25 protein-coding genes and 1 tRNA gene are annotated in these 26,690 nt (G+C 36.2%); 6 read left to right on the top strand and 20 right to left on the bottom strand.

The annotated features are described in order from the left end of the window. Nucleotides 1-47: 47 nt before the first annotated feature. From phoU to ACQVV1_RS03720, 9 genes are all read right to left on the bottom strand, one after another. On the bottom strand, nucleotides 48-704 hold the full coding sequence (gene phoU, locus ACQVV1_RS03760; RefSeq protein WP_242252250.1) for a phosphate signaling complex protein PhoU: 657 nt from the start codon (nucleotides 702-704) through the stop codon (nucleotides 48-50). Between the two features lie 168 nt (nucleotides 705-872). Further along, entirely contained in the window at nucleotides 873-1,688 is an 816-nt protein-coding gene (gene pstB, locus ACQVV1_RS03755; protein WP_060632283.1) for a phosphate ABC transporter ATP-binding protein, read from the bottom strand. Between the two features lie 28 nt (nucleotides 1,689-1,716). Next, on the bottom strand, nucleotides 1,717-2,583 hold the full coding sequence (gene pstA / locus ACQVV1_RS03750; RefSeq protein ID WP_242252251.1) for a phosphate ABC transporter permease PstA: 867 nt from the start codon (nucleotides 2,581-2,583) through the stop codon (nucleotides 1,717-1,719). Between the two features lies 1 nt (nucleotide 2,584). Continuing rightward, the gene (gene pstC, locus ACQVV1_RS03745) at nucleotides 2,585-3,535 is read right to left on the bottom strand and encodes a phosphate ABC transporter permease subunit PstC (protein WP_242252253.1); all 951 of its coding nucleotides are present in this window, start codon (nucleotides 3,533-3,535) and stop codon (nucleotides 2,585-2,587) included. A 27-nt stretch (nucleotides 3,536-3,562) separates the two neighbouring features. After that, nucleotides 3,563-4,480: a phosphate ABC transporter substrate-binding protein PhoX gene (gene phoX, locus ACQVV1_RS03740; RefSeq protein ID WP_063222940.1), complete on the bottom strand. Its 918-nt coding sequence runs from the start codon at nucleotides 4,478-4,480 to the stop codon at nucleotides 3,563-3,565. Between the two features lie 334 nt (nucleotides 4,481-4,814). Then, nucleotides 4,815-6,944, bottom strand: coding sequence for a peptidoglycan D,D-transpeptidase FtsI family protein (locus tag ACQVV1_RS03735; RefSeq protein ID WP_242252255.1), 2,130 nt, complete (start codon nucleotides 6,942-6,944; stop codon nucleotides 4,815-4,817). A gap of 109 nt (nucleotides 6,945-7,053) precedes the next feature. Then, nucleotides 7,054-8,331 carry an MFS transporter gene (locus ACQVV1_RS03730; RefSeq protein WP_242252257.1) on the bottom strand — a complete coding sequence of 426 codons (1,278 nt, stop codon included), beginning with the start codon at nucleotides 8,329-8,331 and terminating at the stop codon, nucleotides 7,054-7,056. A gap of 116 nt (nucleotides 8,332-8,447) precedes the next feature. Continuing rightward, a complete protein-coding gene (sodA, locus tag ACQVV1_RS03725) occupies nucleotides 8,448-9,059 on the bottom strand; it encodes a superoxide dismutase (RefSeq protein ID WP_242252259.1) in 612 nt (203 codons plus the stop codon). 221 nt (nucleotides 9,060-9,280) lie between these two features. Next, nucleotides 9,281-9,354: transfer RNA gene (locus ACQVV1_RS03720), tRNA-Ile, on the bottom strand. A 241-nt stretch (nucleotides 9,355-9,595) separates the two neighbouring features. Between ACQVV1_RS03720 and ACQVV1_RS03715 the strand changes: the two genes are divergently transcribed. From ACQVV1_RS03715 to ispG, 3 genes are all read left to right on the top strand, one after another. Further along, on the top strand, nucleotides 9,596-10,354 hold the full coding sequence (locus tag ACQVV1_RS03715; RefSeq protein WP_016086261.1) for a DUF1189 domain-containing protein: 759 nt from the start codon (nucleotides 9,596-9,598) through the stop codon (nucleotides 10,352-10,354). Between the two features lie 72 nt (nucleotides 10,355-10,426). Continuing rightward, the gene (locus tag ACQVV1_RS03710) at nucleotides 10,427-10,792 is read left to right on the top strand and encodes a hypothetical protein (RefSeq protein ID WP_063222938.1); all 366 of its coding nucleotides are present in this window, start codon (nucleotides 10,427-10,429) and stop codon (nucleotides 10,790-10,792) included. Between the two features lie 165 nt (nucleotides 10,793-10,957). Continuing rightward, nucleotides 10,958-12,061 (top strand): flavodoxin-dependent (E)-4-hydroxy-3-methylbut-2-enyl-diphosphate synthase, encoded by a 1,104-nt coding sequence (gene ispG, locus ACQVV1_RS03705; protein WP_140350543.1) that lies wholly within the window; start codon nucleotides 10,958-10,960, stop codon nucleotides 12,059-12,061. 79 nt (nucleotides 12,062-12,140) lie between these two features. On the opposite strand, the gene ACQVV1_RS03700 is transcribed toward ispG, so the two are convergent. From ACQVV1_RS03700 to ACQVV1_RS03685, 4 genes are all read right to left on the bottom strand, one after another. Then, nucleotides 12,141-12,554, bottom strand: coding sequence for a Fur family transcriptional regulator (locus ACQVV1_RS03700; RefSeq protein ID WP_001054512.1), 414 nt, complete (start codon nucleotides 12,552-12,554; stop codon nucleotides 12,141-12,143). A 13-nt stretch (nucleotides 12,555-12,567) separates the two neighbouring features. Next, nucleotides 12,568-13,401 carry a metal ABC transporter permease gene (locus ACQVV1_RS03695; RefSeq protein WP_000613823.1) on the bottom strand — a complete coding sequence of 278 codons (834 nt, stop codon included), beginning with the start codon at nucleotides 13,399-13,401 and terminating at the stop codon, nucleotides 12,568-12,570. Then, entirely contained in the window at nucleotides 13,401-14,171 is a 771-nt protein-coding gene (locus tag ACQVV1_RS03690; protein WP_242252261.1) for a metal ABC transporter ATP-binding protein, read from the bottom strand. Before ACQVV1_RS03690 ends, ACQVV1_RS03695 begins: the two co-directional genes overlap by 1 nt. 180 nt (nucleotides 14,172-14,351) lie before the next feature. Further along, nucleotides 14,352-15,230, bottom strand: a complete 879-nt coding sequence (locus ACQVV1_RS03685) for a YitT family protein (protein WP_000435966.1) — start codon at nucleotides 15,228-15,230, stop codon at nucleotides 14,352-14,354. Between the two features lie 149 nt (nucleotides 15,231-15,379). Here ACQVV1_RS03685 and ACQVV1_RS03680 point away from each other — a divergent pair, with 149 nt between their 5' ends. Next, complete coding sequence (locus ACQVV1_RS03680; protein ID WP_097950552.1) at nucleotides 15,380-15,634, top strand: DUF2624 domain-containing protein; 255 nt, start codon at nucleotides 15,380-15,382, stop codon at nucleotides 15,632-15,634. 26 nt (nucleotides 15,635-15,660) lie between these two features. Here ACQVV1_RS03680 and ACQVV1_RS03675 read toward each other — a convergent pair whose 3' ends face one another. Continuing rightward, nucleotides 15,661-16,557, bottom strand: coding sequence for a deoxyribonuclease IV (locus ACQVV1_RS03675; protein WP_000912460.1), 897 nt, complete (start codon nucleotides 16,555-16,557; stop codon nucleotides 15,661-15,663). A 231-nt stretch (nucleotides 16,558-16,788) separates the two neighbouring features. Further along, nucleotides 16,789-18,099 carry a DEAD/DEAH box helicase gene (locus ACQVV1_RS03670; protein WP_242252262.1) on the bottom strand — a complete coding sequence of 437 codons (1,311 nt, stop codon included), beginning with the start codon at nucleotides 18,097-18,099 and terminating at the stop codon, nucleotides 16,789-16,791. Nucleotides 18,100-18,279: 180 nt separating this feature from the next. Between ACQVV1_RS03670 and ACQVV1_RS03665 the strand changes: the two genes are divergently transcribed. Next, the gene (locus tag ACQVV1_RS03665; RefSeq protein ID WP_242252263.1) at nucleotides 18,280-19,050 is read left to right on the top strand and encodes a YqfQ family protein; all 771 of its coding nucleotides are present in this window, start codon (nucleotides 18,280-18,282) and stop codon (nucleotides 19,048-19,050) included. An 89-nt stretch (nucleotides 19,051-19,139) separates the two neighbouring features. Continuing rightward, nucleotides 19,140-20,090 (top strand): 4-hydroxy-3-methylbut-2-enyl diphosphate reductase, encoded by a 951-nt coding sequence (locus ACQVV1_RS03660; protein WP_063222934.1) that lies wholly within the window; start codon nucleotides 19,140-19,142, stop codon nucleotides 20,088-20,090. Nucleotides 20,091-20,130: 40 nt separating this feature from the next. Here ACQVV1_RS03660 and ACQVV1_RS03655 read toward each other — a convergent pair whose 3' ends face one another. The 5 genes from ACQVV1_RS03655 to dnaG all read right to left on the bottom strand — a co-directional run bounded on the left by ACQVV1_RS03655 (nucleotide 20,131) and on the right by dnaG (nucleotide 25,844). Continuing rightward, nucleotides 20,131-21,249: a Nif3-like dinuclear metal center hexameric protein gene (locus tag ACQVV1_RS03655; protein WP_431168632.1), complete on the bottom strand. Its 1,119-nt coding sequence runs from the start codon at nucleotides 21,247-21,249 to the stop codon at nucleotides 20,131-20,133. Beyond that, nucleotides 21,246-21,953 carry a tRNA (adenine(22)-N(1))-methyltransferase gene (locus tag ACQVV1_RS03650; protein WP_242252265.1) on the bottom strand — a complete coding sequence of 236 codons (708 nt, stop codon included), beginning with the start codon at nucleotides 21,951-21,953 and terminating at the stop codon, nucleotides 21,246-21,248. Before ACQVV1_RS03650 ends, ACQVV1_RS03655 begins: the two co-directional genes overlap by 4 nt. Before the next feature lie 165 nt (nucleotides 21,954-22,118). Then, a complete protein-coding gene (gene cccA, locus ACQVV1_RS03645) occupies nucleotides 22,119-22,475 on the bottom strand; it encodes a cytochrome c550 (RefSeq protein ID WP_000828148.1) in 357 nt (118 codons plus the stop codon). 385 nt (nucleotides 22,476-22,860) lie between these two features. Further along, the gene (rpoD, locus tag ACQVV1_RS03640) at nucleotides 22,861-23,988 is read right to left on the bottom strand and encodes an RNA polymerase sigma factor RpoD (RefSeq protein WP_000764060.1); all 1,128 of its coding nucleotides are present in this window, start codon (nucleotides 23,986-23,988) and stop codon (nucleotides 22,861-22,863) included. Nucleotides 23,989-24,047: 59 nt separating this feature from the next. Further along, the gene (gene dnaG, locus ACQVV1_RS03635; protein WP_199677512.1) at nucleotides 24,048-25,844 is read right to left on the bottom strand and encodes a DNA primase; all 1,797 of its coding nucleotides are present in this window, start codon (nucleotides 25,842-25,844) and stop codon (nucleotides 24,048-24,050) included. Nucleotides 25,845-26,690 lie beyond the last annotated feature (846 nt).

Below are 26,690 nucleotides of genomic sequence, written 5' to 3'. Positions count from 1 at the left end.
ATGTTTTGACTAAAAAAAGCAGGTGATGTTTCACCTGCTTTTTTTCTTTATTCATTTAATAAGTAATGCTTTCCTTTTACTAAATAAAAAACATTTTCAGCAATATTTGTAATATGGTCTGCTACACGCTCAATATATCTCGCTACAAAGGATAATTGTGTAATTTGTGTAATTGCTTCTGGTTGTTCTGGAACTGAAGATATAAATTCACGAATTGCTTTCCCGTATATTTCATCAACAGAATCATCCATTTCGGCAATTTGTTTCGCAAAAGTTAAATTTTCTTGCTCATATGCTTCTAACGCTAACTGTAACATCTCATTTGCAATTGCAAACATCTCATCAAGATTGTGCAAACTAACAGCCACTTCTTTTTCCCCTAGGCGAATTGTTGATTTCGCAATATTAACAGCATGATCTGCAATACGCTCTAAATCTGTCGCAGTTTTAATTGAAATGAAAATCCTTCTTAAATCACTTGCTACAGGTTGCTGCTTCGTAATAAGCATAAGCGCAAGATCATTTATTTCCTCTTCTAAAGTATCCATACGATAATCACCATCTATTACCTCTAACGCTTTCTCTACATCCTTTTTATGAAGACCTTCCATAGCAATCAATAAAGCTTCTCTCGCTAGTTCGCCAAGCTCAATCACCTTTTGCTGTAATGTTTTTAAATCACATTGAAACTGTTCTCTTACCATTGTTTCTTCCCCCTCAGTATTTATGTGCCATTATATATATAGATCTCCTACCTAGCCTACATGTAATAAGCCTTAAGATAGGAGAAGTATTACTTCTCTATCAAAACAAGGTAAAATAAGAAATGCCCTCCGTTAAGAGGGCATTGGCTCTTAGCCTTGCTAGTGATATCAACCAAATCGGCCTGTAATATAATCTTCTGTACGCTTATCTGAAGGTGTCGTAAATAATTTGTTTGTATCTGTATACTCCACAACTTCTCCACTTAAGAAGAAGGCAGTTTTGTCTGAAATACGTGCTGCTTGTTGCATGTTATGCGTTACGATAACAATACTAAAATCTTTCTTTAACTCTTGAATTAATTCTTCTACTTTTAATGTTGAAATTGGATCTAGTGCCGATGTTGGCTCATCCATTAAAATAACGTCTGGTTCAATCGCTAAACAACGTGCAATACATAGACGTTGTTGCTGTCCACCGGATAAACCGTATGCATTATCATGCAAACGATCTTTTAACTCATCCCAAATCGCTGCTCCACGTAAACTTTTTTCAACAATTTCATCCAACGTTTTCTTGTCACGAACACCATGGATTTTCGGGCCATATGCTACATTTTCATAAATAGATTTCGGAAATGGATTTGGCTTTTGGAACACCATTCCTACATGTGTTCGTAATTCTTCAACTGGATACGCTTTATCAAATATATTGCGCTCTCTATATTCAATTACACCTGTAGTTCGCACGATCGGTACTAACTCTACCATACGATTTAATGTTTTTAAGTACGTTGATTTACCACAACCACTTGGCCCGATAATTGCTGTAACTTCATTCTCATGAATGCTTAAGTTAATATCTTTTAGAGCATGGTCTTCTCCGTACCATAAATTTAAGTTTTTCGTATCAAATACTACTTTCTTTGGCGCAGTCTCGATTTTCTCCTCGTTTTTCACCTGTACATTTACTACTGTTGCTACCATTTGAATTCCCCTTTCATCCATTTCCAACTTATTTTCGATTTCGTAACCATAGGACAAATATATTGATAAAGAGCAACAAACCTAACAAAACATTCATCCCAGCAGCTGCTACATACTGAAATTCTTCTTGCGGTCTACTCATCCAATTAAAAATTTGAATTGGTAAAACTGTAAATCTATCAAACATACTAAATGGAACATAATTTGCAAATGCAAGTGCCCCGATAACTAATAACGGTGCCGCTTCTCCAATCGCCCTCGATATCGCTAACGTACAACCCGTTATAATTCCTGGGAAAGCATATGGCAATACAATTTGATACATCGTTTGCCACTTCGTAGCACCTAATCCGTAAGAAGCTTCTAATAATGAACTTGGTACAGATCGTATCGCTTCTTGACTCGCTACAACAACTGTCGGTAAGACGAGTAAACTCATCGTCAGTGCCGCCGCAATGATACTCTCACCTAAATGAAGAGCATATACAAAAATAGTTAAGCCGAGTAATCCAAATACAACGGAAGGTACTCCTGCTAACGTTTGATTATTAATTTCTATTACCTTTTTAAATATAGATTCCTTCGCATATTGCTCTAAATAAAGAGCAGTTCCGACTCCAAATATAAAGGAGACTGGTATAACAATACTCATAAATAATATTGTTCCTGACAAAGCTGCAGCAATCCCAGCTTCTTTCGGATTACGCGAAGCGAAGTTTATAAAGAAATCTACCGAAAGGTAACTTATACCTTTTTCAAAAATTTGAAAAAGCAAAATAAGTAGTATTACTATTGAAAACAAAATTGCTATATAAAATAACAATTTGTAAACTCGATCTTTTAAAAAACGTGATGCCATATTTTCTTGTATTTTTTTATGATTCAACATTCGCATATTATGTCAGCCTCCTAAAGCGGCGCATAATAGACTGCGAAATGATGTTCATTATAAAAGTAAAAAAGAATAACGTTGCGCCTACAGCATACATGCTGTAATAAGTAATTGTTCCATGTGGAGCATCACCTAAACTCACTTGCACAATATAGGCTGTTAGCGTTTGAATAGAGTGTGTCGGATCGAACGATACATTCGGTGTGGATCCCGCTGCAATTACAACGATCATTGTTTCACCGATTGCCCTGGAAGCGGCTAATATAATCGCTGACATAATCCCTGTAAAAGCCGAAGGAAACACGACTTGTTTTACCATCTCAAACCGAGTTGCTCCAAGTGCTAACGAAGCTTCTTTCGTTCCTTTCGCTACAGCTCTCATTGCGTCTTCAGACAGAGATGCAATTGTAGGTATCATCATAAACCCAATAACAATACCTGGACTAATCGCATTAAAAAACTGTAAATCTGGTATAATCCGTTGTAAAAGCGGTGTGACAACTGTTAATGCAAAAAAACCATATACAATTGTCGGGATACCTGCTAATAGTTCTAACATCGGTTTTAATAATTTCCTTGCACTGTTTGAAGCATATTCACTTAAAAATACAGCACACGCTAAACCGATAGGAATTGCTACGAACATGGCGATTGCGGTTACAAGGACCGTTCCACATATAAGTGGTAATATACCGAATTTAGGATCTTCAAAAAAAGGTAGCCATTCTTTCTCCGTCAAAAAGGAGTGTAATGGTATTTTTTGAAAAAATATCATTGTTTCATTTGCTAACGTAAAAATAATTCCAAGTGTCGTCACAATAGACACGCTAGCAATTATTTTTAGTAATAACGGAACTATTCGATTGATTCGCTGCGTTTTTTTTCTTTGTTTTGTATTTCTTTCAATCAAATGTTGTACAGAAAATGTAATTTGACTTTTGTCATTATAAGCCAAAGATGAAAACCCCTTTCCACCCTGACATTACCTTTTTATTTCTGTTAACATCCGCAGCTGTTCATTGTATTTTTCTTTTGGTAATTTTACATATCCAACCTCTTCGGCGAGATTACCAACATGCTGAATCATAAACTCAATATAATTTGCTACATTCATTTTATTTCGGATAGATGCATCATTCACATAAGCAAATAGCGACCTAGATAATGGCTGATACTTACCTGATTGAATGGTATCTTTCGTCGGAAGTACACCATTCACCTTGATTGCTCTCACCTTATCTCGATTGGCCATATAATAAGCATATCCTACAAAAGCAATGGCATTTTTATCATTCATTACCCCTTGCATAATAACTTGATCATCTTCAGACAAAGAGACTTTTTTTACAATGCGACTTTTTTGTAAGATGACATTTTGAAAATAATCATACGTACCAGAGTCTACACCTGGCGCATAAAACTTCACCTGTTCACGTGGCCATGATGAATGAATTTGTGACCATCGCTTTTCGCTTTCATCTTCACTCCACAATAGACGTAACTCGTCTACCGTCATATTGTCTACCCAAGTATTTTGGCGGTTCACAACGATCGTAAGACCATCGTAAGCGACTTCGAACGGTGTAAACTGAATGGAGTTTTTCTTCATTTCATTTTCTTCCACTTGTTTCATTACTCTCGAAGCATTATTTATATCCACTTCTCCTTTACTGAAACGATTAAATCCTCCTCCTGTTCCAGAAACACTGATGGAAATTTTCACGTTCGGATGCACCTTTGTATATTCCTCCGCTACTGCTTCTATAATAGGAAAAACTGTTGAGGATCCATCTACTCTCACTTCTCCCATTTCATTCACAGCAAATGCAGTAGCCGTGCCAACATAAAGGAAACATGTCGACAGCATGAAAACTTTAATCGATGCACTTATCCATTTCACGTGTTCTTCCTCCTAGAAGTAACCGGAAATAACAGGATTACAGATATAAGAATACTGCTAAACTATTAATTCGGTTTTAATTGTTTGTAAAAGTTTTGTAAAGTTCCACAAGAATCAACATGAAGTAAAATTTTAATCCGTAGCCACTGTGCATCTTCATTGATGATTGGTCTATAAAACAGTTATCCTCTAGAGGAGATGCATACGTATCATTTGTGAAGCCTCTTAATTTTTCGATATTATTATATGCTTGTCCACTTTATTAAAACGTATGCATGAACCATAAAAAAAAGCACACTAACTTTTCAGTTAGTGTGCTTTTTTTACAATCTTTTTATTCATCGTCTTGATCTACATTTTTATTTTTATTGTCTTTTTCATCTGTTGAAGCTTCACCATTTTCTTCCTTTTTCAAATCAAAGTACGCGTCCATAATGTCACGACTAATATAACCGTTAATACCTGATTTATCATCTACCCAAGGTACAACAACAGAAAATGCTACTTCAGGATCTTCAAGTGGCGCATAACCTACTAAAGTTAAGTTATATGTCTCTTTACGCTCACCGTTTGCCTTTCTACCAATCTCTTGATCTCCGCCATACACAGTTTGAGCTGTACCTGTTTTACCAGCAGCTTTATATGGTGCACCTGTAAAGTATTTCGCAGCTGTACCACCAGATTCGTTAAATACTTGTCTAAATCCTTCCTGAACACGTTTAATTTGTGATTCAGGCATATCAATACGGTTTAGTACTTTCGGTTCCATTGAATGAACAACTTTTCCAACTTCGTCTGGTTTCACTGAAGGTTGACGAATTTCTTTCACAACTTGCGGCTGCATACGGTAACCACCATTTGCAATTGTTGAAACATATTGTGCTAATTGAAGCGGTGTATACGTATCATACTGTCCAATTGATAAATCTAATAGGAAACCTGGCTGATTTCCTCTACCTGTTTGGCCGGCTGATTCATTCGGTAAATCAATACCTGTTTTCACACCAAGTCCAAACTGTCCGAAATAATAACGCATCGTATCAAATGCTTTTTGTGGTATATCTAACGTACCACCTCTCACATATTGAACACCTGCGATATTCATCGCTGTTTTAAACATATATACGTTAGAAGACATTTTTAATGCTGTCAGATCATTAATATATCCCATCGTCTTCCAAGAAGATTTCTTCGGTGTTCCTTTCAATACGATTGGTTCATCGAGTTGAGAGGAACCTGGTTTAATCGCACCTGTTTGATACCCCGTAAGTACTGTCGCACCTTTTACAGTCGATCCCATCGGATATGAACTTGTCATCGTTCCTAATGCGAAATCTTGTACTTTCGTTTCGCCATTTTCATTCACTAACTGTTTCCCAGCCATAGATAAAACTTCACCATTTTTCGGATTCATCATTACAACGAATGCACGATCTAAAAAAGGTTGTCCGCCTTTATATCTCAATAAATTTTTCGTGATAATTTCTTCTACACGCTTTTGTAATTCCATATCGATTGTTAAGCTCAAGTCATTACCACTTTGCCCTTTTGATACATTAATCGTTTCTAAAATATTACCGTTTTTATCTGTAATATTTTTCACTTCTGCTTTCGTACCGTGCAGGCTATCTTCATATTGCTGCTCAAGATAACTTTTCCCTACGCGGTCATTTCGATTATAATCACGAACAAGATAGTAATCTAAACGCTCTTTCGGTAAGCCTTCATCAGAAGTTGTTACACCACCAAGTACACTTCGGAACAAATCACCATCATATGCATATTTTCGTTCCCAATCGACACTTGTATCTACTCCTGGCAATTCCGCTAACTTTTCACTAATAATCGCATATTCTTCATCTGTTGCATCCTTCTTAATGACTTGTGGTGTCATTGCATATCCGCCGTCCATTTTGCTTTTAATCGCTAATATTTCTAAATCTTTTGCGGATAATTGATTCACTTCTTCTTCTGTCACGCGATTTCGTTGACGCTCATCTAATTCTTTATCGTCAATTTTCTTATCTTTCAACTCTTGACGATCTTTATTCGTAATTTTTTCTTTGGCTTCCTCTTTATGAATAGCAAGCCAATAATCTTTTTTATCGCGATCTGTTAATTTATCTGTCGGTACTTCAATCAAATCTGCTAGCTTCTTCGCTGTTTCTAAACGAGCCTCTGCAGTTGATCCTTTCATTTTTGTAAATGTAATCGTACGAACAGCTGCATTATCTACTACAGGTCGCCCATAACGGTCAAATATTTTTCCACGTGGTACAGGATTACTTATCGTCGAGTTCTCTTTCCTCTCCACTTCATTCTTGTATTCCTCACCGCGAACAATTTGTACATATCCAAGTCTTACAATAACCGCGGAGAACATTAAAAACACGCAGAAAAACAGCACGTTTAACCGAAAAGGAACGTGAGTCTTTTTCTTTTGTTGTTTCTGCTTCTTGCTCATACAAACCCCCTCTACCAACAGCTATGTAATGTGAAAGGGACACCCTCGTACAGGTGTCCTCACTGCTGTCTTACATCTTTTTCTATTCTAGCATAAAACAAACCAGAAGTTAACCTTCTGGTTCAGTTTGGTTCTGCGTGGTTCCTTGCGCTACAACACTTGTTTTCCCCGCATTTCCCTTATCATATTTGACATTTTTAACTGCAAAATAAATAAGAAAATGTCCAGCACCTAAAATACATAGTAAAAAAGGTAAACTCTTTTCAGGCGGAAAGAATAATACAGCACATAAAAAACTTAATACTGAACACATTCTTCCAGCATTTAACCATAATTCTCGGACAACTACATACTCTACACGCCACTCTCTCGCATTTTTCGCTCTACCAATTACATCATATGTCATCGATCCATACGGAACGAGTAAAATAGGGTATGCAATCGCAATGCATGCTGCATAAATAAGTAATTTTGTGTATGTAACATTAAATATAACTAAAAATACAACCGCATATAAAATAATGCCTCCAAGTAAAATTGCTTTTTTTCGCCACTCTTTCTTTAACATACGAGCGACTAGGTAGTAACATACAAATGATACAGCAGAATTTACCAAGCTATATTTTCCTAATGCGAGCTCACTATCGGTTGCTAAGTACACGTATACTGAAATAACAAAAATAAATGTTCCCTCTCTCAATCCTTGGAAAAAATGAGCACGTGTAATTCTTCCCCAATTTTTATCAATTCGTCGCTCTTTCAAAACTTGCTTGATCTCATAGCTACCTTCACATTCTCTCTTAGATAAAAAAAAGCTTAAAACAACAGCGATTGCAAATAGCACTAATGAAAGAAAGAATATGACCGTATAGCCACTCCATTTTTCCATACGTGAAATTGTGTATCCAGCTGCTATCGGTCCAATCATGCCAGAGAAGGATGTAAGAAGTCCAAGAAACCCGTTAAAGAAATCTCTTGTTTCTGGTTCTGTAATCTCAAATGTTAATAAGTTAAACGCGAGCCAGTAAAAACCATATCCAACTCCTAAAAGAGCCCCCATTAATAAAATATAGTGAGAAGCGCTTTTTCCCGCTACTAAAACAACGATAAAAAAAATCGCTAACGTTCCTACGCCTATTCTTAACAAGATTGAGCGATCAATACGCTTCGCTAATTTCCCACCTATAAGAAATGTGAGAGGCTGTAATACAACGCTGGCCAAATTATACAAGCCAAGATTCACATAATTTTGTGTTTGTTTCCATAAATAAATGTTAACAAACGTATTCGATAAAGAAATTGCGAGCGTGTATAAACCTCCAATAAGGAGCAATAACACTAAATCCCGATTCACTTCAACGTCACCAATTATATGTTTCCACTTCATACACAACTCTCCTTTACTTCATGTTCTAGTCTTCCAAAGACAAGCCCAATTATGTAAAAGGAAAGCATAGAAAAAAGCTAGGAGCACTCTCCTAGCTTTTTCTATCGTTATTACAATTATTTTGCTTCTTGGTAACGTTTTTCAGCAGCGTTCCAATCTACAACGTTCCAGAATGCACCGATGTAGTCTGGACGACGGTTTTGGTAATTTAAGTAGTAAGCATGTTCCCAAACATCTAAACCGATAACTGGAGTTTTACCTTCAGTTAGAGGAGAATCTTGGTTTGGCGTGCTTGTTACTTCTAACTCACCATTATTTACTACTAACCAAGCCCAACCAGAACCGAAGCGAGTTGCGCCAGCTTTTGCGAATTCTTCTTTGAAAGCATCGAAGCTACCGAATTTCGCTTCAATTGCAGTTGCAAGTTCACCTACTGGTTGTCCGCCGCCGTTTGGAGATAAGATTGTCCAGAAGAATGTGTGGTTAGCATGTCCACCACCATTGTTACGTACTGCTGTACGGATTGCTTCTGGTACTTCGTCTAAGTTTGCAACTAATTCTTCTACGCTTTTGTCAGCTAATTCTGCATGACCTTCTAAAGCAGCGTTTAAGTTTGTGATGTACGTGTTATGGTGTTTAGTATGATGGATGTTCATTGTTTCTTTGTCAAAGTGAGGCTCTAAAGCATCATACGCATAAGGTAAATTTGGTAATTCGTGTTTTGCCATTGTTATATTCCTCCCAGTTTATGTATTGCCACTTAAGTGACATACAACTTCATTCTACCCTAATTGCCATAGGGTGCAAACAAATAAATCACATTGTCTTGCTATCATTAAAGTAGCAAAATTCCCACTTCTTTTCAATTAAAATGCTCATATATTTCATAAAAAAAGCTCCCTTCTACAAGGAAGCTTCCTGCTGACATAATAAACATGTGAAATGGATATGGACCCTGTAGGACTCGAACCTACGACCGGACGGTTATGAGCCGTCTGCTCTAACCAGCTGAGCTAAGGGTCCACAATTATGTATGTAACAATACTTCAAATAAAGGAATTCCTATCGGATATATCCTTTAAGAAATGTAAGATAAATTTACCATATAGAAAAGAAAAGTGTCAATTGTATTTTTCTCATTTAAAAGAAGAAAATTAATAAAAGAAATTTAGTTATCTCCACTATATGTAAATATAATATATCTTGAGATTCCCTAGATTCCTACGTTACAATGATTTTATACATACATAAAGGAAGTGAATCTATGTCCATATTTACCCAATTAGCCAAAAGCGTATATTCGCCTAAAGATATGGCGCTATTCCGTTTTCAAAAAATCGGAAAAACCATTTTGTATATTATGCTACTTTGTCTAATCACTACTATCCCAAGAACATTCTTTTATGGTAGCTTTATCCAAGATAGTGTTACCATGGTAAATCAAGCAATTGAAAAAGATTTACCTGATTTTAAAATCGAAAATGGTGAACTAAAAGCTGATATTGAACAACCTATTCAAAAAGAAGAGGGAGATGCTCTTTTCGTATTTGATCCAAATACAACAGATATCGAAAAATATCAAAATAAAACTGGTTTATTTATTTTAAAAGATAAAGTAGTTTCTATAGGAAATGGTCAAACCCAAACATACTCCTATAATGATTTATTAGGGACATCTCTTGAGAAAAAGGATTTGCAAGATTTCATTTCTGTATTCGATAGTATTTATCCAATTTTACTAGCCGTTATCGGCGTGTTAGTATACCTATTCCAATTGTTTATTACTTTCTTAGGAATTACTTTACTTGCGTTTATAGGTTCTGCTATGAGTGGTCAACGTAAATTATCTTATAAGCAAGTATGGACGTTAACTGCTTACAGCTACACAATTCCAACAATCTTCTTTATGATTATGGATTTATTCAAAATCGTTGTACCTGGTTCAACATTCATTTATATCGCAGTTGTTTTAATTGTTCTATACTTAACGATTAAAGAAGTTCCAAAACCGAAAGAAAAATAAGACCGAAAAAAATGCCTAAATAGGCATTTTTTTTTTGGACAAGCATATATTCCTAGCAAAGGAGTGAAGAATATGAAGAGATTAGGTATATTCTTATTCGTGCTTGTTCTTGGTTATATATTTTATTACGATATAAAAATCGGCACTTTACCGATGTTAAGTTCATATAAAAAAACAAATGCAGCCCAAACGATAAAACAAGAAAATACAGATACAAAACAAAATAAAGAGAACAAAGCAGAAAAAGAAACAAATGTAACTTATAAAACAATTGAAGTTAAAACAGGTGAAACAGTTCTTTCTATCACCGAACAAATTAACAAGAAAAAAATCCCTTCTATTGAAAAGGTAATTGATGACTTTAAAGAACTAAACAAAAGTACATCTGCTACAAAAATACAAATTGGAAAGTCTTATAAATTCCCTTTATATCAATAAGCAATCACTTAATCCTTGTCAATTACATAAAGGCGCTGATACAATAGTAAAAGTGAAACCGAGCACTTCCGGTTTCTGTAGCCCTGTATCACGTATACTATCATTGATATAAGGGACTAAATAAGAAACTTCTTTTATAAGGAGAGCGATCTATTCGTGAATGAAATGACTCATCGTACAAAAACACGTCCAGTTAAAGTCGGTAATTTAACAATTGGCGGTAATAATGAATTAATTATACAAAGTATGACAACAACAAAAACACATGATGTTGAAGCAACAGTTGCTGAAATTAAACGTTTAGAAGAAGCTGGCTGTCAAGTCGTGCGTGTTGCTGTTCCAGACGAACGCGCAGCAAATGCTATTGCTGATATTAAAAAACAAATCAACATTCCACTTGTTGCTGATATTCATTTTGATTATCGCCTTGCTTTAAAAGCAATTGAAGGCGGCATTGATAAAGTACGTATCAATCCAGGTAACATTGGTCGTCGCCATAAAGTAGAAGCTGTTGTAAATGCAGCAAAAGAACGCGGTATTCCAATCCGTATCGGTGTAAACGCAGGTTCATTAGAGCGTCACATTTTAGAAAAATACGGATACCCAACTGCAGATGGTATGGTTGAGAGCGCCTTACATCATATTAAAATTTTAGAGGACTTAGATTTCCACGATATTATCGTATCTATGAAAGCCTCTGATGTTAACTTAGCAATTGAAGCATACGAAAAAGCTGCACGTGCTTTTGATTATCCATTACATTTAGGTATTACAGAATCTGGAACTTTATTTGCTGGAACTGTAAAAAGTGCCGCTGGTCTTGGAGCAATCTTAAATAAGGGTATCGGAAATACATTACGTATTTCATTAAGTGCTGACCCAGTTGAAGAAGTAAAAGTTGCGCGTGAACTATTAAAGTCATTCGGCCTTGCATCTAATGCAGCAACACTTATTTCTTGTCCAACTTGTGGTCGTATTGAAATTGATTTAATTAGCATTGCCAACGAGGTGGAAGAATACATCTCTACACTGCAAGTACCAATTAAAGTTGCAGTACTTGGCTGCGCTGTAAATGGTCCTGGTGAAGCTCGTGAAGCTGATATCGGTATTGCTGGCGCACGCGGAGAAGGTCTATTATTCCGCAAAGGGCAAGTTGTTCGTAAAGTACCAGAAGAAATAATGGTAGAAGAACTGAAAAAAGAAATCGACGTAATTGCTGCTGAAATGGCTGCTGAACGAGAAAAAGAAAAAGAAGCACAAGAACAATAAAAAAAAGGTTGCTCACAATATTGGTGAGCAACCTTTTTTCTACGTAAAAAAGCTCGTCAGTTATATAACTGACGAGCTTTTACTTTGCACATTTTGGACAACGGCCGTATATTTCAAACTTGTGACCTGTTACTTCATAACCGTTAAAATCTTTATTCATAAAATCCATCGGGCAGGAAGTGATTTCTTTCGTTCCCCCGCAATCTAAACAAATAAAATGATGATGATGTTCCATAATAGAGCATGTAAAACGAAAATGTTTTTCACCATTTAATTCTGTTTGTTCTAAAACACCAATTTCAGCAAACACCGTTAAGTTACGATAAATTGTATCAAAGCTAAGACCTGGATAATCATCCTTCATATGCTCTAAAACGTCTTTCGCCGTTAAATAACGATTGTGAGCTGCAAATAACCTGAGCATTTCTTCCCTTTTCCCAGTATGTTTGTATCCTTTATCTTTCATTAGGCGTAAAGCTTCTGTTAGATTCATATCTATCCCTACTTTATGCAGTTTTTTTCTTCTTCCATAAAATCGCACCAATTAAAATAAGAACTGCTATCATAACAATTGTACCACCTGGTGCTAGATCAAGTTGATACGAAGCAAACATTCCACCAATTACTGCAATTTCACCAAATAAAATGGAAAAGAAAATTGTTTGTTTAAATCCATTAGCAATACGAATACTCGCTGCAACTGGTAACGTCATTAATGATGATACGAGAAGAACCCCTACTACACGCATTGATACTGCAATAACAAGCGCAACCAATATAATGAAAATAAAGTGAATCCACTTTGCACTCAAACCGGTTGATACAGCGTATTCCTCATCAAACGATAGTAAAAATAACTCTTTGTATAATAGAGTAATCGTTACAATAACAACAATTGCTACAATGCCGATGATTATTAAATCCGTACTTGTTACAGCACTTACACTACCAAATAAATAACTAAATAAATCTGTGTTAAATCCATTTGCAAGTGAAATAAAAATAACACCAATCCCCATTCCTGCTGAAAGAATAATCGGAATTGCTAATTCTTGATAATGTTTATATACAGTACGTAATTTTTCAATAAGTAACGCCCCACCAATAGAAAAAATCATCCCCATATATAACGGATTTAAAAATCCCCCTGTGAAAATTGTTTTTTCTAGTAGTAAACTTGCAGCAATACCCGATAATGTCACGTGACTTAATGCATCTGCAATAAGTGACATACGGCGAATGACAACAAATACACCGATAAGCGGTGCAACAAGTCCTATTAAAATCCCTGCATATAAAGAGTTACGTAAAAAGTCATATTGTAAAAAATCTTGTATCATTATATCCTCCCGTGATGCTCATGCTCGTGTTTTAAACGATGAACATGATGTCCATATAAAACGGACATTTCTGCATCTTCTAACTCTCGGAACTTTTCTACATTTCCATGGAAATGTAGATGTTGGTTTAAGCATGCAACATGCGTTACTTTCTCGGTAACAGCTCCCATATCATGCGTAACGAGAATTAATGTGATTCCTAACCTTTTGTTTAAATCCTCTAATATCTCATAAAAACTTTCTACATTCTTCACATCGATCCCAACAGTAGGCTCGTCCAAAATAAGTAATTCAGGATTACTAACGAGCGCACGAGCAATAAATACACGCTGTTGTTGTCCACCAGAAAGTTCTCCGATATTACGCCCCTGAAACTCACTCATCCCTACATCAGCAATCGCTTTTTCTACCTTTTCCTTATCGCTTTTCGTGAAAAAGCGAAACAGCCCTTTTTTGGAAACGAGTCCCATTGACACAACTTCAAAAACAGTTGCCGGAAAACCAGAATTAAAGCTATTTGCCTTTTGGGATACATAACCAACTTTGTTCCATTCTTTAAACTTCTTACTATCAACACCAAACAAACGAATACTTCCCTGTTTCGGCTTTAAAACGCCTAATAAACATTTTAACAAGGTTGATTTCCCAGAACCATTTGGCCCAACTAAACCTAAAAAAGCTCCCTTCGGAACTTGCAAATTAATATCTTCTAACACATTTCGATCTTCATATCGAAATGACAATCCTTCTATTTCTAATACATTATTCATAGCATCTCACCTATTTTAATTCAGAATGATTCCGATTTATATCTATTTGAATTATAGTACAGCTTATTATAGTTGTAAACCAATCTGCATAAAATATATCTATTTTTTCAAGAAACCTTACTATTATAACAAAAAGCAGAGAAAAATTCTCTGCTTTCGAAAAATATTACAATTAATCTTTTAGTGAATAGCCGATTTAAACTTACCACCATTTGTCTCTTGTGTACTCATAATCGTAACAAATGCATTCGCATCAATTTCATACACAATCGATTTTAACTTTGTCACTTCCAGACGCGTTACAACGGCATATATAACTTCTTTTTCTTTATCCGTGTAACCACCTTTCGCTACAAGCTTTGTAGTTCCACGGCCAAGACGATGTAAAATCGCATTTGATACTTCCTCATATTGATCTGATACAATTAAAACTGCTTTCGTTTCATCTAAACCTTGAATGACTGTATCAATTGTTTTGAATGCGATATAGTACGTCATAACAGAATACATAGCTTGTTCAACACCAAATACAAATGCTGCCCACGCAAAAATGAATAAGTTCACAAACATTACAAATTCGCCAACGGAGAAAGGTAATTTCTTCGTTAATAAAATACCCATAATTTCTGTTCCGTCCATTGATCCACCGTGACGAATAACGAGCCCTACACCAAGACCTAAAATAAGACCACCAAACACTGTCGCTAAAATTGGCTCTGTTGTAAATGGCGGAACAGCATGTAACGTTGATTCAATAAACGCTAAAGCTACAATACCGAACGCCGAAGATAGCATGAACGTTTTTCCGATTTGCTTATAACCTGAATACATAAAGGGGATATTGAGAATAACGACTAAAGTAGAAAAACTTAACCACCAAATATTAGGAGTAAGATAATCTAATATAAGAGAAATACCAATAATTCCACCATCAATAATTTTATTTGGCATTAAAAATAGTTCAATTGCTACCGCCGCGCATGCTGCCCCGAAAATAATCATAACTAAACGATACATAAGATGGATAACACTTTCTTTTCGATGTTGCTTTTGCTCCATAAGTCCTCCCTATAATCTTTTTCTATAGTTTTGTCCTTTTATTATAACATACGCTTCTTTTTCTCATGAAAAAAGAAACTCTATACGAATATGTACAAGCTACGTACTCATATATTTCGATAGAAGAACGTGTGAAGGAGGATAACTCAATGAACCTCATTAAACAACTTGTAAATAAAAAATTAAATCATATTTCTACAAAAGAGTTATTGAAATATAGTAAAGAGTATAAAGTTTCCATTACGACTGCACAAGCTGATCAAATTGTTGTACTTATGAAAGGAAAGAATATTAATATTTACGATAATGACGAACGACTAGAGCTCTTAAAACAAATTGCAAAAGTAACCTCCCCTGCTACTGCCCAACAAGTAAATACTTTATTTCAGCAACTACTAAAATAAGGAGGGGAAAATCCCCTCCTTATTGCTTATTGCGCTTTAATTTTCTCAAGAAGCCCTTCATCAAAAGTACCATTTTTCAGCATTTCGATTTCTAATTTATATGGTGGCTTCTTATCTTTTTTATCCTCACCTACATATGGAGTTTCAAGAATTTTCGGTACGTGCATTAACTGCGGATGATGCACAATATGATGCAACGCTTTATAACCGATATGACCAAAACCGATATTTTCATGACGGTCCTTTCCTGCGCCGCGTACATTTTTACTATCATTAATATGCAGTACTTGCAAACGATCAATACCGACAATCTTATCAAATTCGTTTAATACACCGTCAAAGTCATTTACAATGTCATATCCTGCATCGTGCGTATGACACGTATCAAAGCATACAGATAGCTTCTCATTATATTTCACACCATCAATAATCTTTGCAATTTCTTCAAAGCTACGACCGCATTCTGTTCCTTTTCCTGCCATCGTTTCTAACGCAATATTAACCGTCTGCTCTGGCGTTAATACTTCATTAAGCCCTTTAATAATTTGTTGAATACCAGCATCCGCTCCTGCACCAACGTGCGCACCTGGGTGAAGCACGATTTGTTTCGCCACACCTAATGCCGATGTTCTTTCAATTTCCATGCGAAGGAAGTCCACACCTAATTGGAAGGTTTCTGGCTTCGTCGTATTCCCGACATTAATAATATATGGCGCATGTACGATAATTTCCTCAATGCCGTTTAGTTCCATATGTTTTCTTCCTGCTTCTATATTCAATTCTTCAATTGGTTTTCTTCTTGTATTTTGCGGTGCACCTGTATAAATCATAAACGTCGTTGCACCGTATGAAACAGCCTCTTCACTTGCTGCTAATAACATTTTCTTACCACTCATAGAAACATGAGATCCAATCTTTAACATACAATCACCTCTTCAATATACAATAGATATAATGATAGCATAATTTGTAGAAATATGTAGTGAATTGTTTGTTCACAAAAAACGCACTACACAAATTCATATGACTATTTAAACAGACTATACTCTTCATTTAAATTAGCTGGATTAAGTGAAACTGTAATCAATATTTTCTATCCATATTGATTACGACTCTCGCAAATAGCTGGGTAAAAAAAAGATAAGGGAAATCCCTTATCTTTTTTTATTGCTATATTTTTTCTTCACTTTGTCACGTTCCGTTGCAAGTTTACGTTTATAGTTTGGTTTTACTTTTTTCGGCTTTTTAATAACTTTTGTTGCCATAACGTCAAGTTCATCATTTGGTTTTTTACGGCTCTTACGACGACGACGCTCACCTAAATCCGCCCACTCATCTCCGCGTAAATCTACATGCTTGAACTCAATATTACGTTGCTTTTCTAAACTATCTAACGCTTCTTCGTTTGCCGGATCATAAATTGTCACTGCAATACCTGAATGGCCTGCACGTGCTGTTCTTCCAACGCGGTGAACGAAGAAATCTAAATCTGATGGAAGTTCGTAGTTAATAACATGACTAATTCCTTCAATATCAATACCACGTGCTGCTAAATCAGTTGCAACGATATATTGGAATTCTAGATCACGAATTTGTTTCATCATTTTTTTACGATCACGCGGTGATAAATCTCCGTGAATTCGTCCAACTTTTAGACCACGTTCCATTAATCCGTCAGCAACCTGATCCGCCATCTTCTTCGTATTCGTGAAAACAACTGCTAAATACGGTTTAAATTGTAGCAACATTTTATTCACTAAATCGATTTTGTTACGATGTTTAGAAGGTACTAAATAATGCTCAATATTTCCAGCTGCAACTTGTTTTGGATTGATATGAATATGCTCTGGATTCTCCATATATTTCTTCAGAAACGGTTTTAGTTTTTGAGGAATTGTTGCAGAGAAAACTAGCATTTGCAAGTTTTTAGGCATGCGTGCTGCAATTTTGTCTACATCATGAATGAATCCCATATCAAGCATTAAGTCTGCTTCATCTACAATAATAGTATTTGCTTTATGAACAAATAGCGCTTGTGCTTCTACTAAGTCTTTAATACGTCCTGGTGTTCCAACTACAATATGAGGTTGTTTTTTCAACTTTTCAATTGATCGTTGTTTATCAGTTCCACCAATTAAACAACGTGCTGTAATTATTTGATCTTCCGCACAGAACTTTGTTAATTTCACGATTTCTTCGTAAATTTGTTGTGCTAACTCACGAGTAGGCGCTGTAATAACAAGTTGTACTTCTTCACGACCTGGGTTAATTCTATTTAATGTAGGGAGTAAGTATGCATGTGTTTTCCCAGAACCTGTTTGGGATTGTCCAATTACACTTACACCTTTTTTCACGACCGGGAAAATTTTCTGTTGAATTCCTGTCGGCTCTGTAAAGCGTAGTTCACGAACTGCATCTATTAAAAATGGTTTAAAATCATACTGTGTAAAAGTTTGTTGTGTCATAAGTTACACCTTCTTTCTAAATTTCTACTGCGCGCACAAATCAGTCAAGTCTACATTATATCGAAATCTACAAGTAAAATCCATCTTTAGTTTAGGTTTTTACTTCAAAAACTAACCTTCTTCCCTCTTATTGCATATTGTATGTGTATATACCTAACTGAAGAAAGGAGGATTTCTCACATGTTTCCAAAATCTCCCGCAAGGCAAATGTATCCGAATCCAGGCCAACAACCTTATACACCATATCCAATTCCACAACTACCACCGATGGCACAAAAAAAGAAAGGGTTCCTTGCTAAACTCTTTAAAAAACACGATCCAACCGAACCTTTCATGCAAATGGTTCCGCCTTATCGACAAATAGAAGGGCAGACACCAATGATGCACCAACACCAGCAACCGCCACCCCAATATCAACAGCAATACCCACAGCAATATCAACAACAATACCAACAGCGATATCAACAACAATACCCACAGCAATATCAACAGCAATATCAACCATACATGCAGCAGCATCCCGAGCAAATGATCCCCCCTCAAATGTATGAATCAAATGAAACGCGCGGCGGTGCAGCAACTACAGCAGCATCAAGCAGCGGTATCGGCAGTTTTTTTGCAAATTTAATTTCGAATCCAACTAATATGATAAACAATATCGAAAAAGTATCCCAAGTCGTTCAATCTGTAAGTCCTGTCGTCGAACAGTACGGTCCCATTATGCGTAACCTACCAAGCATTGTTAAAATCCTCACCTCTGGAAAAAGTACGGAAGAAGATCCAGCCGAAGATCAAACTGAAGATTTAACAGAAAAGGTTGAGGTAGCAACTCCACCTCCTCCACAAAAAAAAAGAAAAAGAAAAAAAATAGCGATTGAGCCAGCCATAGAAAAAGAAGTACGAGAGGAGCCCGTTCAAAAAATAGCAACAAAACCAAAACTGTATGTGTAACAATCCTTTGTTTTCTATCCACTCCTCCTTTATAATGTAAAAGACTATGCACAAAAGTATCCCTTGTTTAGAAGGAGAGGATTACTCATATGAAAATTGTTAAAATTTCCCCTCGTGGTTATTGCTACGGTGTTGTGGATGCGATGGTTATTGCACGTAACGCCGCATTAGATACAACATTACCAAGACCTATTTATATTTTAGGTATGATTGTTCACAACAAACATGTAACAGATGCATTCGAAGACGACGGTATCATTACATTAGACGGTCCAAGTCGATTAGAAATTTTAGATAAAATCGATTCTGGTACTGTTATTTTCACTGCACACGGTGTTTCTCCAGAAGTTAAACAACGTGCAAAAGAAAAAGGTTTAACAACAATCGATGCCACTTGCCCAGATGTTACAAAAACACATGATCTTATTGAAGCAAAGAAAGCTGAAGGTTACCATGTCATTTATATCGGCAAAAAAAATCATCCAGAACCAGAAGGCGCAGTTGGTATTGCACCTGACATCGTTCATCTTATCGAAAGAGCTGATGATTTAAAAACATTAGAAATTCCAACGGATAAAATTTTAGTTACAAATCAAACAACGATGAGCCAATGGGATGTTCAACATTTAATGGAGGACATTCAGAAGAAATTCCCAACAGCAGAATTCCATAAGGAAATTTGTTTAGCAACTCAAGTTCGCCAAGAAGCCGTTGCCAAACAAGCTGATGTTGCAGACTTAACAATTGTTGTTGGTGATCCGAAAAGTAACAATTCAAACCGTTTAGCACAAGTATCACAAGAAATCGCTGGTACGAAAGCATACCGCGTTGCAGACGTAAGTGAAATCAAATTAGAATGGCTACAAGGTGTAGAAAACGTAGCTGTTACAGCAGGTGCTTCTACTCCAACGCCAATTACGAAAGAAGTTATCGCTTTCTTAGATCAATATGACCCAATGAATCCCGCTACATGGGAAAGAGTTCGAAAAGTACCGTTACAAAAAATATTACCTCGTGTAAAAGTGAAAAAAGAACAATAATAAAAACCGTTGCCTATATGAGCAACGGTTTTTATTTTTCTTATACAAATGTAAATGGATCTGTATGTAACTGCGAAGCATGAATGTGTACTTTGAGTTTCTTTGCATCCACTTTTTCTTGCAATTGCTTTTGCACACCTTGCTTCATTACTTTTTCAACGTTATGTCCTGGGTCAACTATGTTTAAACCGAGCATCATCGCATCATGAGCAACATGATAATACATGTCACCTGTTACATATACATCCGCTCCTTTAAATTTAGCTTGATTGATGTATTTGTTACCATCGCCACCAAGTACAGCTACTTTGCGCACTTTATCATCTAATTTCCCAACAACTCGTGCACCCTTTACGTCTAATGATTGCTTTACATGTTCTGCAAACTGTCCGAGTGTCATTTCTTCTTGTAAATAGCCTATTTTTCCAAGCCCTAACGTTTCACCTTTATTATCAAGTGGATACACATCATATGCTACTTCTTCATATGGATGTGCCGTTACCATTGCTTTAGTCACTTTTCGCTGTAATGAAGCTGGAATAATCGTTTCGATTCGCACTTCTTCTACGCGTTCTAACTGCCCAGTTTCCCCGATATAAGGATTTGTTCCCTCTTGAGGAAACGTACCAGTACCCTCGCTATTAAACGTACAGTGGCTATAATTGCCGATATGACCAGCACCTGCGTCTCCTAATGCTTTTCGTACTTCTTCCGCGTGAGTTATTGGCACAAACACAACAATTTTTTTCATTTCTTCTGCGTATGTCGGTGCCAAAACTTCTGTATTTTGCAATCCTAACGCCTCAGAAAGTAAATCATTTACTCCGCCCTTAGCAATATCCACATTCGTATGCGCTGCATAAATGGCAATATCATTTTTAATACACTTTTCAATAATTTTCCCATACGCCTTATCTGTATGAATCGCTTTTAGCGGGTTAAAAATTAAAGGGTGATGTGCAATAATGACATTCGCTCCTAATTGAATTGCTTCATCTACAACTTCCTCCGTTACATCTAACGCAATCAATACGTGCTGTACAGGTTTGTTAAGCGCTCCAATCTGCAGACCAATCTTATCTCCTTCCATCGCCAAATGCTTCGGATACATACTTTCAAATACAGAAATAATTTCATGGCCGTTTGGAATTTTACTCATGATAAAACCTCCCCTATCATTTTCATTTTCGCCTCTACTTCCTCACGCTTCACCTTTGTTTCTTCAGAATCAGCCGCACGTTCTAACTGTTTTAAAATATTTTGGAAGTTTTTCAATTCTCCTTCCCATTTTTCAACGAAAGCTTCACTTTTTTCTTTTACTAAAAATGGTCCCATAAACAATTCAGCTTGTTTATTCTCAGAATAAGGCACCGCAGTATTTCCTCGCTCCCCTACTAGGATTTCGTAAATTTTCCCATCTTCTTTTACGATTTTTTCATGGATAAGCTCCCATCCATTCTCAATAAACCATTCACGAATGTTATGCGCTGCAATATTCGGCTGTAAAATTAAACGCGATACACCTTCTAATTTTTCTTTACCACTTTCTAAAATGTCACGAATTAACGCTCCGCCCATTCCGGCAACTGTAATTACATCTACTTCTCCTGGCGCGATAACAGCTAATCCATTCCCTTTACGCACGTCTACTTTATCTTGTAAGCCACTTTCAGCTACAGTTGCTTGTGCAGAACGAAATGGTCCATCTACAACCTCTCCAGCAACTGCTTTAGTAGCAATATTATTTATAATTGTATAACACGGTAAATACGCATGATCCGATCCAATATCAGCAACTGTAGATCCTACTGGTATCTCACGCACAACTTCTTCTAATCGTTTTGAAAGCTTTACTTCATTCATGTATTTCCATTACTCCTTCTCTTATCAGTCTGTCTCCATGATAATGAATTTATAGTAGTTGTTGCAAGCCCATAGCAACAATTCCATTCTCTATAACTCATCGTATTTTAGAAAATATAGAAAAACAAGCCCTTTGCATAAGCAAAAGGCTTGTAACACAAAACTTTATTTTTTCTTCGATAACCAATCAGCTACTTTAGCGGCTTGATCAGCCGGAACTAAATTTGGCGGCATATTTCCTTTTCCTTTCGAAATAACTTCTTGAATCTCTTCTTTCGAAAGTTTCCCACCAATTTTTTGTAAATTAGGTCCTACTGCCCCTTGTAACTGATCGCCGTGGCAGCTCGTACAGCTTTGCTTTACAATATCCTCTGGCTTTGATGCTGTTTGTGCTGGCTTCCCGCCATTTTTTGCATCAGCTAACTCTTTAGATTTATTTAGCCCCTGAAATGAAAATACAAACATAACGATAATACCTAATGCTGCAATAAGAGCGAACGGAATCAGCGGATTACGTTTCATATCTCTTCTCCCCCCTCTATACCCCTAAATAGTTAGATGATTCAGTCATTTCCATTGTACTTGAAAACGCTCTATCAGAAAAGAGTAAACTACTACTTGTTAAAAATATTCCATAAATTCAGTTTATTGTTTTTTATTGTTATATCGCTTATTATTTCGATAATTATTAACGTTTCTCATCATATTTTTCACTTTTCTACATATATTTTTGTATAGAATAAACAAAATTAATCGAAAAATCGAAAAATGAGCATTTGCAAATCAAAAGACAATTCTGTAAAATAAATTACAAGAAATTGTAATCGTTGCCGACAGATAAAGTTTAACAAAAATTAACAAAACAAAAAAGTTTACTTCACAAAGGTGAAGTAAACTTAAAGGTAGCCTATTCTAAGAAATCCTTAAGACGCTTACTACGGCTTGGATGTCTTAGTTTACGAAGTGCTTTTGCTTCAATTTGACGGATACGTTCTCTTGTTACGCCGAATACTTTCCCAACTTCTTCAAGCGTACGAGTTCGTCCATCATCTAAACCAAAACGAAGACGTAGAACATTTTCTTCACGATCTGTTAGTGTATCTAACACATCTTCTAATTGTTCTTTTAGCAATTCATACGCTGCATGGTCCGCAGGCGATGTTGCTTCTTGGTCTTCAATAAAATCACCTAAATGGGAGTCATCTTCTTCACCAATCGGTGTTTCAAGGGAAACTGGCTCCTGTGCAATTTTTAAGATTTCACGTACTTTTTCTGGAGCAAGATCCATTTCTTCACCAATCTCTTCAGGAGATGGTTCGCGTCCTAAATCTTGTAATAACTGACGTTGTACACGAATTAACTTATTAATTGTTTCAACCATATGAACTGGGATACGAATTGTTCTTGCTTGGTCTGCAATCGCACGTGTAATTGCTTGGCGAATCCACCAAGTTGCATACGTACTAAATTTGAAACCTTTACGATAATCGAACTTTTCAACCGCTTTAATTAGACCCATATTCCCTTCTTGGATTAAGTCTAAGAAAAGCATACCACGGCCCACGTAGCGCTTTGCAATACTTACTACAAGACGTAAGTTTGCTTCTGCAAGACGACGCTTCGCTTCTTCATCGCCTTCTTCAATACGCGTTGCAAGTCGAATTTCTTCTTCTGCAGATAGTAAATCTACACGACCAATTTCTTTTAAATACATACGAACAGGATCGTTGATTTTAACCCCAGGTGGTACACTTAAATCATTGAGGTCGAATTCTTCTTCCGATTTTGCTATTTGGCGATTATTAGGGCCTTCGTCGTTGTCATTGTCGCCAACTAAGTCAATTCCTTGTTCACCTAAATATTCATAGTATTCATCCATTTGATCGGATTCAATTTCAAATCCATTCATGCGTTCTGCAATCTCTTCATATGTAAGAACGCCACGTTTTTTTCCGAGCTCAGTGAGTTGTTCTTTCACCTGCTCAAGGGTCATTTCAGTTTCAATTTGTTTAGAACGAGCTGGTTTATCAGCCATCTGTTCCCCTCCTTACGCGAGATACAAACATTCATTATACTAAAAACTTCTCAAAAAAGCTATTTTCTCGCTTTTTGATTTTGTAAATATGCTACATAATATTTAGCAGCCTCTACAGGATCCGTTTTTTCCATCTGTTTTACCTTAAAGATGATTTCCATCTTTTCAAGTTTTTCTTGATGACGTCTAAGCGTCTCCAAATGGCCTTCTAACACTTCTTCTGTGTATTCTGGATTAATAAATTCATCCGTCGAAATATCAGTGATAATATTTTTCAACTTTTCATCAGAGAGCCAACTTAAAAATGTTCCGACTGAAGGTTCATTTCCCTTTTCATAATATGCGTATAGTTCATATAAAATCCCTTTATGTTCTTCTGTATGAAAATCTTCTATGTGGGATTCCATACGAACAGCCACTTCTGGACTTTGCAACATATGGTAAATAATTTCTCTTTCTGCCCTTTCAAAACCTGTTAACTTCGGTTTTGTTTGAACAATTTGAGACGGCTTAGAAACCTGCTTTACTTGTTTTTGCTGTACCTTTTGTTCTTTGCGATATTGGTGCAATTGATTCAAAAGTGTTTCCATTGAATACGAAAATTCTTGCGATAATGACTTCAAATATGATTCTGCCTGCATCGCATCCTGTAACAATGATAACTCTTTTAAAACACTTTTCACATACTCTTCTTTGCCAGACTCATCTTGCAAATTTTTCCCTAAACGCAAATAATTTATTTTAAAACCAACAAAACTTATACTTGATTTCACAAGATTTTCAAAAGCAGTTGTCCCATATTGTTGCACATATTCATCAGGATCAAGCTTATCTGGCAAGGATGTAACTTTCACTTGGCAACCAACTTGCAACAATAATTGCCCTGCTTTCATCGTCGCTTCTCGCCCTGCTTTATCACCATCATAGCAAAGAACAACAGTTTCAACGTTACGTCGCAGAAGTTTTGCTTGTTCTTCAGTTAAAGCTGTTCCCATTGTCGCAACAGCTTCTTCCACACCACTTTTTACCGCAGCTAGTACGTCAGCATATCCTTCCAAAAGGACCACTTGCCCACGTTTTCTAATAAACGGCCTCGCTTGGTGGAAGTTATACAACAATTTACTTTTGTGAAAAATCGGTGTTTCAGGGCTATTTAAATATTTCGGAGTGTCATCTCCTAATGCCCTTCCACTAAATGCTATCACTTTACCTTGCAACGTATAGATTGGAAACATGACCCTTCCACGGAAGCGATCATAATGACTACCATCCTTCTCGCTTCTTATGAGAAGACCAGCTTGTTCCATACTAGACAGCGATAAACCTCTTTTTTGCAAAATTTTTGTTGCTGCATCCCAAGCAGGTGACGCATAACCAATTTCAAACTTCTCAATCATCTCTTTTGTAATACCACGTTTTAACAAATACGAAAGTGCTTCGTTTCCTTCTTCTGTATTTACTAATAAATGATGATAATACTTTTTCAAAAGTTCATGAGCTTGTTGCATGATGACAGTGTCATCAGATATGTCTTCTTGTTGTCCTTGCCCTGATGTATACTCTGCAACCGCAATTCCATTTCTTTCACCTAGCTTTTGAACAGCCTCGGTAAAAGCCAGTCCTTCCATTTTCATTAGAAAGGAAAATACATTTCCACCTTCTCCACATCCGAAGCAATGAAAAATTTGCTTATCAGATGAAACAGAGAATGAAGGAGAATTCTCACCATGAAATGGACAAAGGCCGAAATAGTTACGCCCCTGTTTTCTAAGTTGAACGTATTCACCAATCACTTCTACTATGTCGGATGACGTCCGAATCTGTTCAACAACTTCTTCGGGAATTCTGTTCCCCATAACTCCATCTCCGTGTCGTATTTTGTATTCGATATAAATTAAAAAATTCCTTTATAATTCGACAATATTTTTTCTAAACTTATTAGAAAGTGTTGTCGATTACGTTATCAAACGATTTTGCAGACCCTTTTCTGCGTAACTTCGCAGACACGTACCTACTATATAAAATTGTATCCATTTACTCATCTGTTACAAATGTACCTCCTGGAGACAATACATATGCACTTTTTTACAAGAAGACTAGCAAGTATCATATCCTATGTGATCACGAGATCTGTTTCTTTTGCATGTTGATACATATAAAGAAATCAACTTTAGCTCATTCAGCATCTACATAGATCCAATTTCCCTTGCTGTTTCCTTAAACGATGAGCATACGATGTGACAAACAAAATTTCGACATGAAATTTCGTTCCAACTTGCACAATTTTCAGCCTTCACAGGATATGCATCTGCATCAACTAATACCATATTGATGTTTTGCATATTTCTGTATTCTACATCCCTTCTGCGAATCCTTCCATAATGTGCGTTTTCTTGTATAGATTTTGTCGATTTAACGTAATTACATGTCTTTTCGTAAATCCTATCCCTAGTTTATTCTGAAAAATTAAAGTCTAAACGTAAAATATAGGTTTTTATCACAATTTTTTATTATAATATATTTTCTTCAGCTACGCTACATATCCCTTTATTTTTTCATCCTCTATTTCAGGATAACGAAACCCTACCTTTAACGTAATAAAAGGACAGAAGAATATAAGTATAACCACTCCGGTATAATCTATTACGAAATCAGCAAGGATTGTGTTTCTCACGAGCGAAAAAAGCACATTCACCTTTGGT

Origin of the sequence: Bacillus basilensis, assembly GCF_050630465.1 — a bacterium.
GTDB classification, from domain to species: domain Bacteria; phylum Bacillota; class Bacilli; order Bacillales; family Bacillaceae_G; genus Bacillus_A; species Bacillus_A basilensis.
The sequence above is the reverse complement of the archived record's forward strand: the minus strand, read 5'-3'. Positions and strand labels throughout refer to the sequence as shown.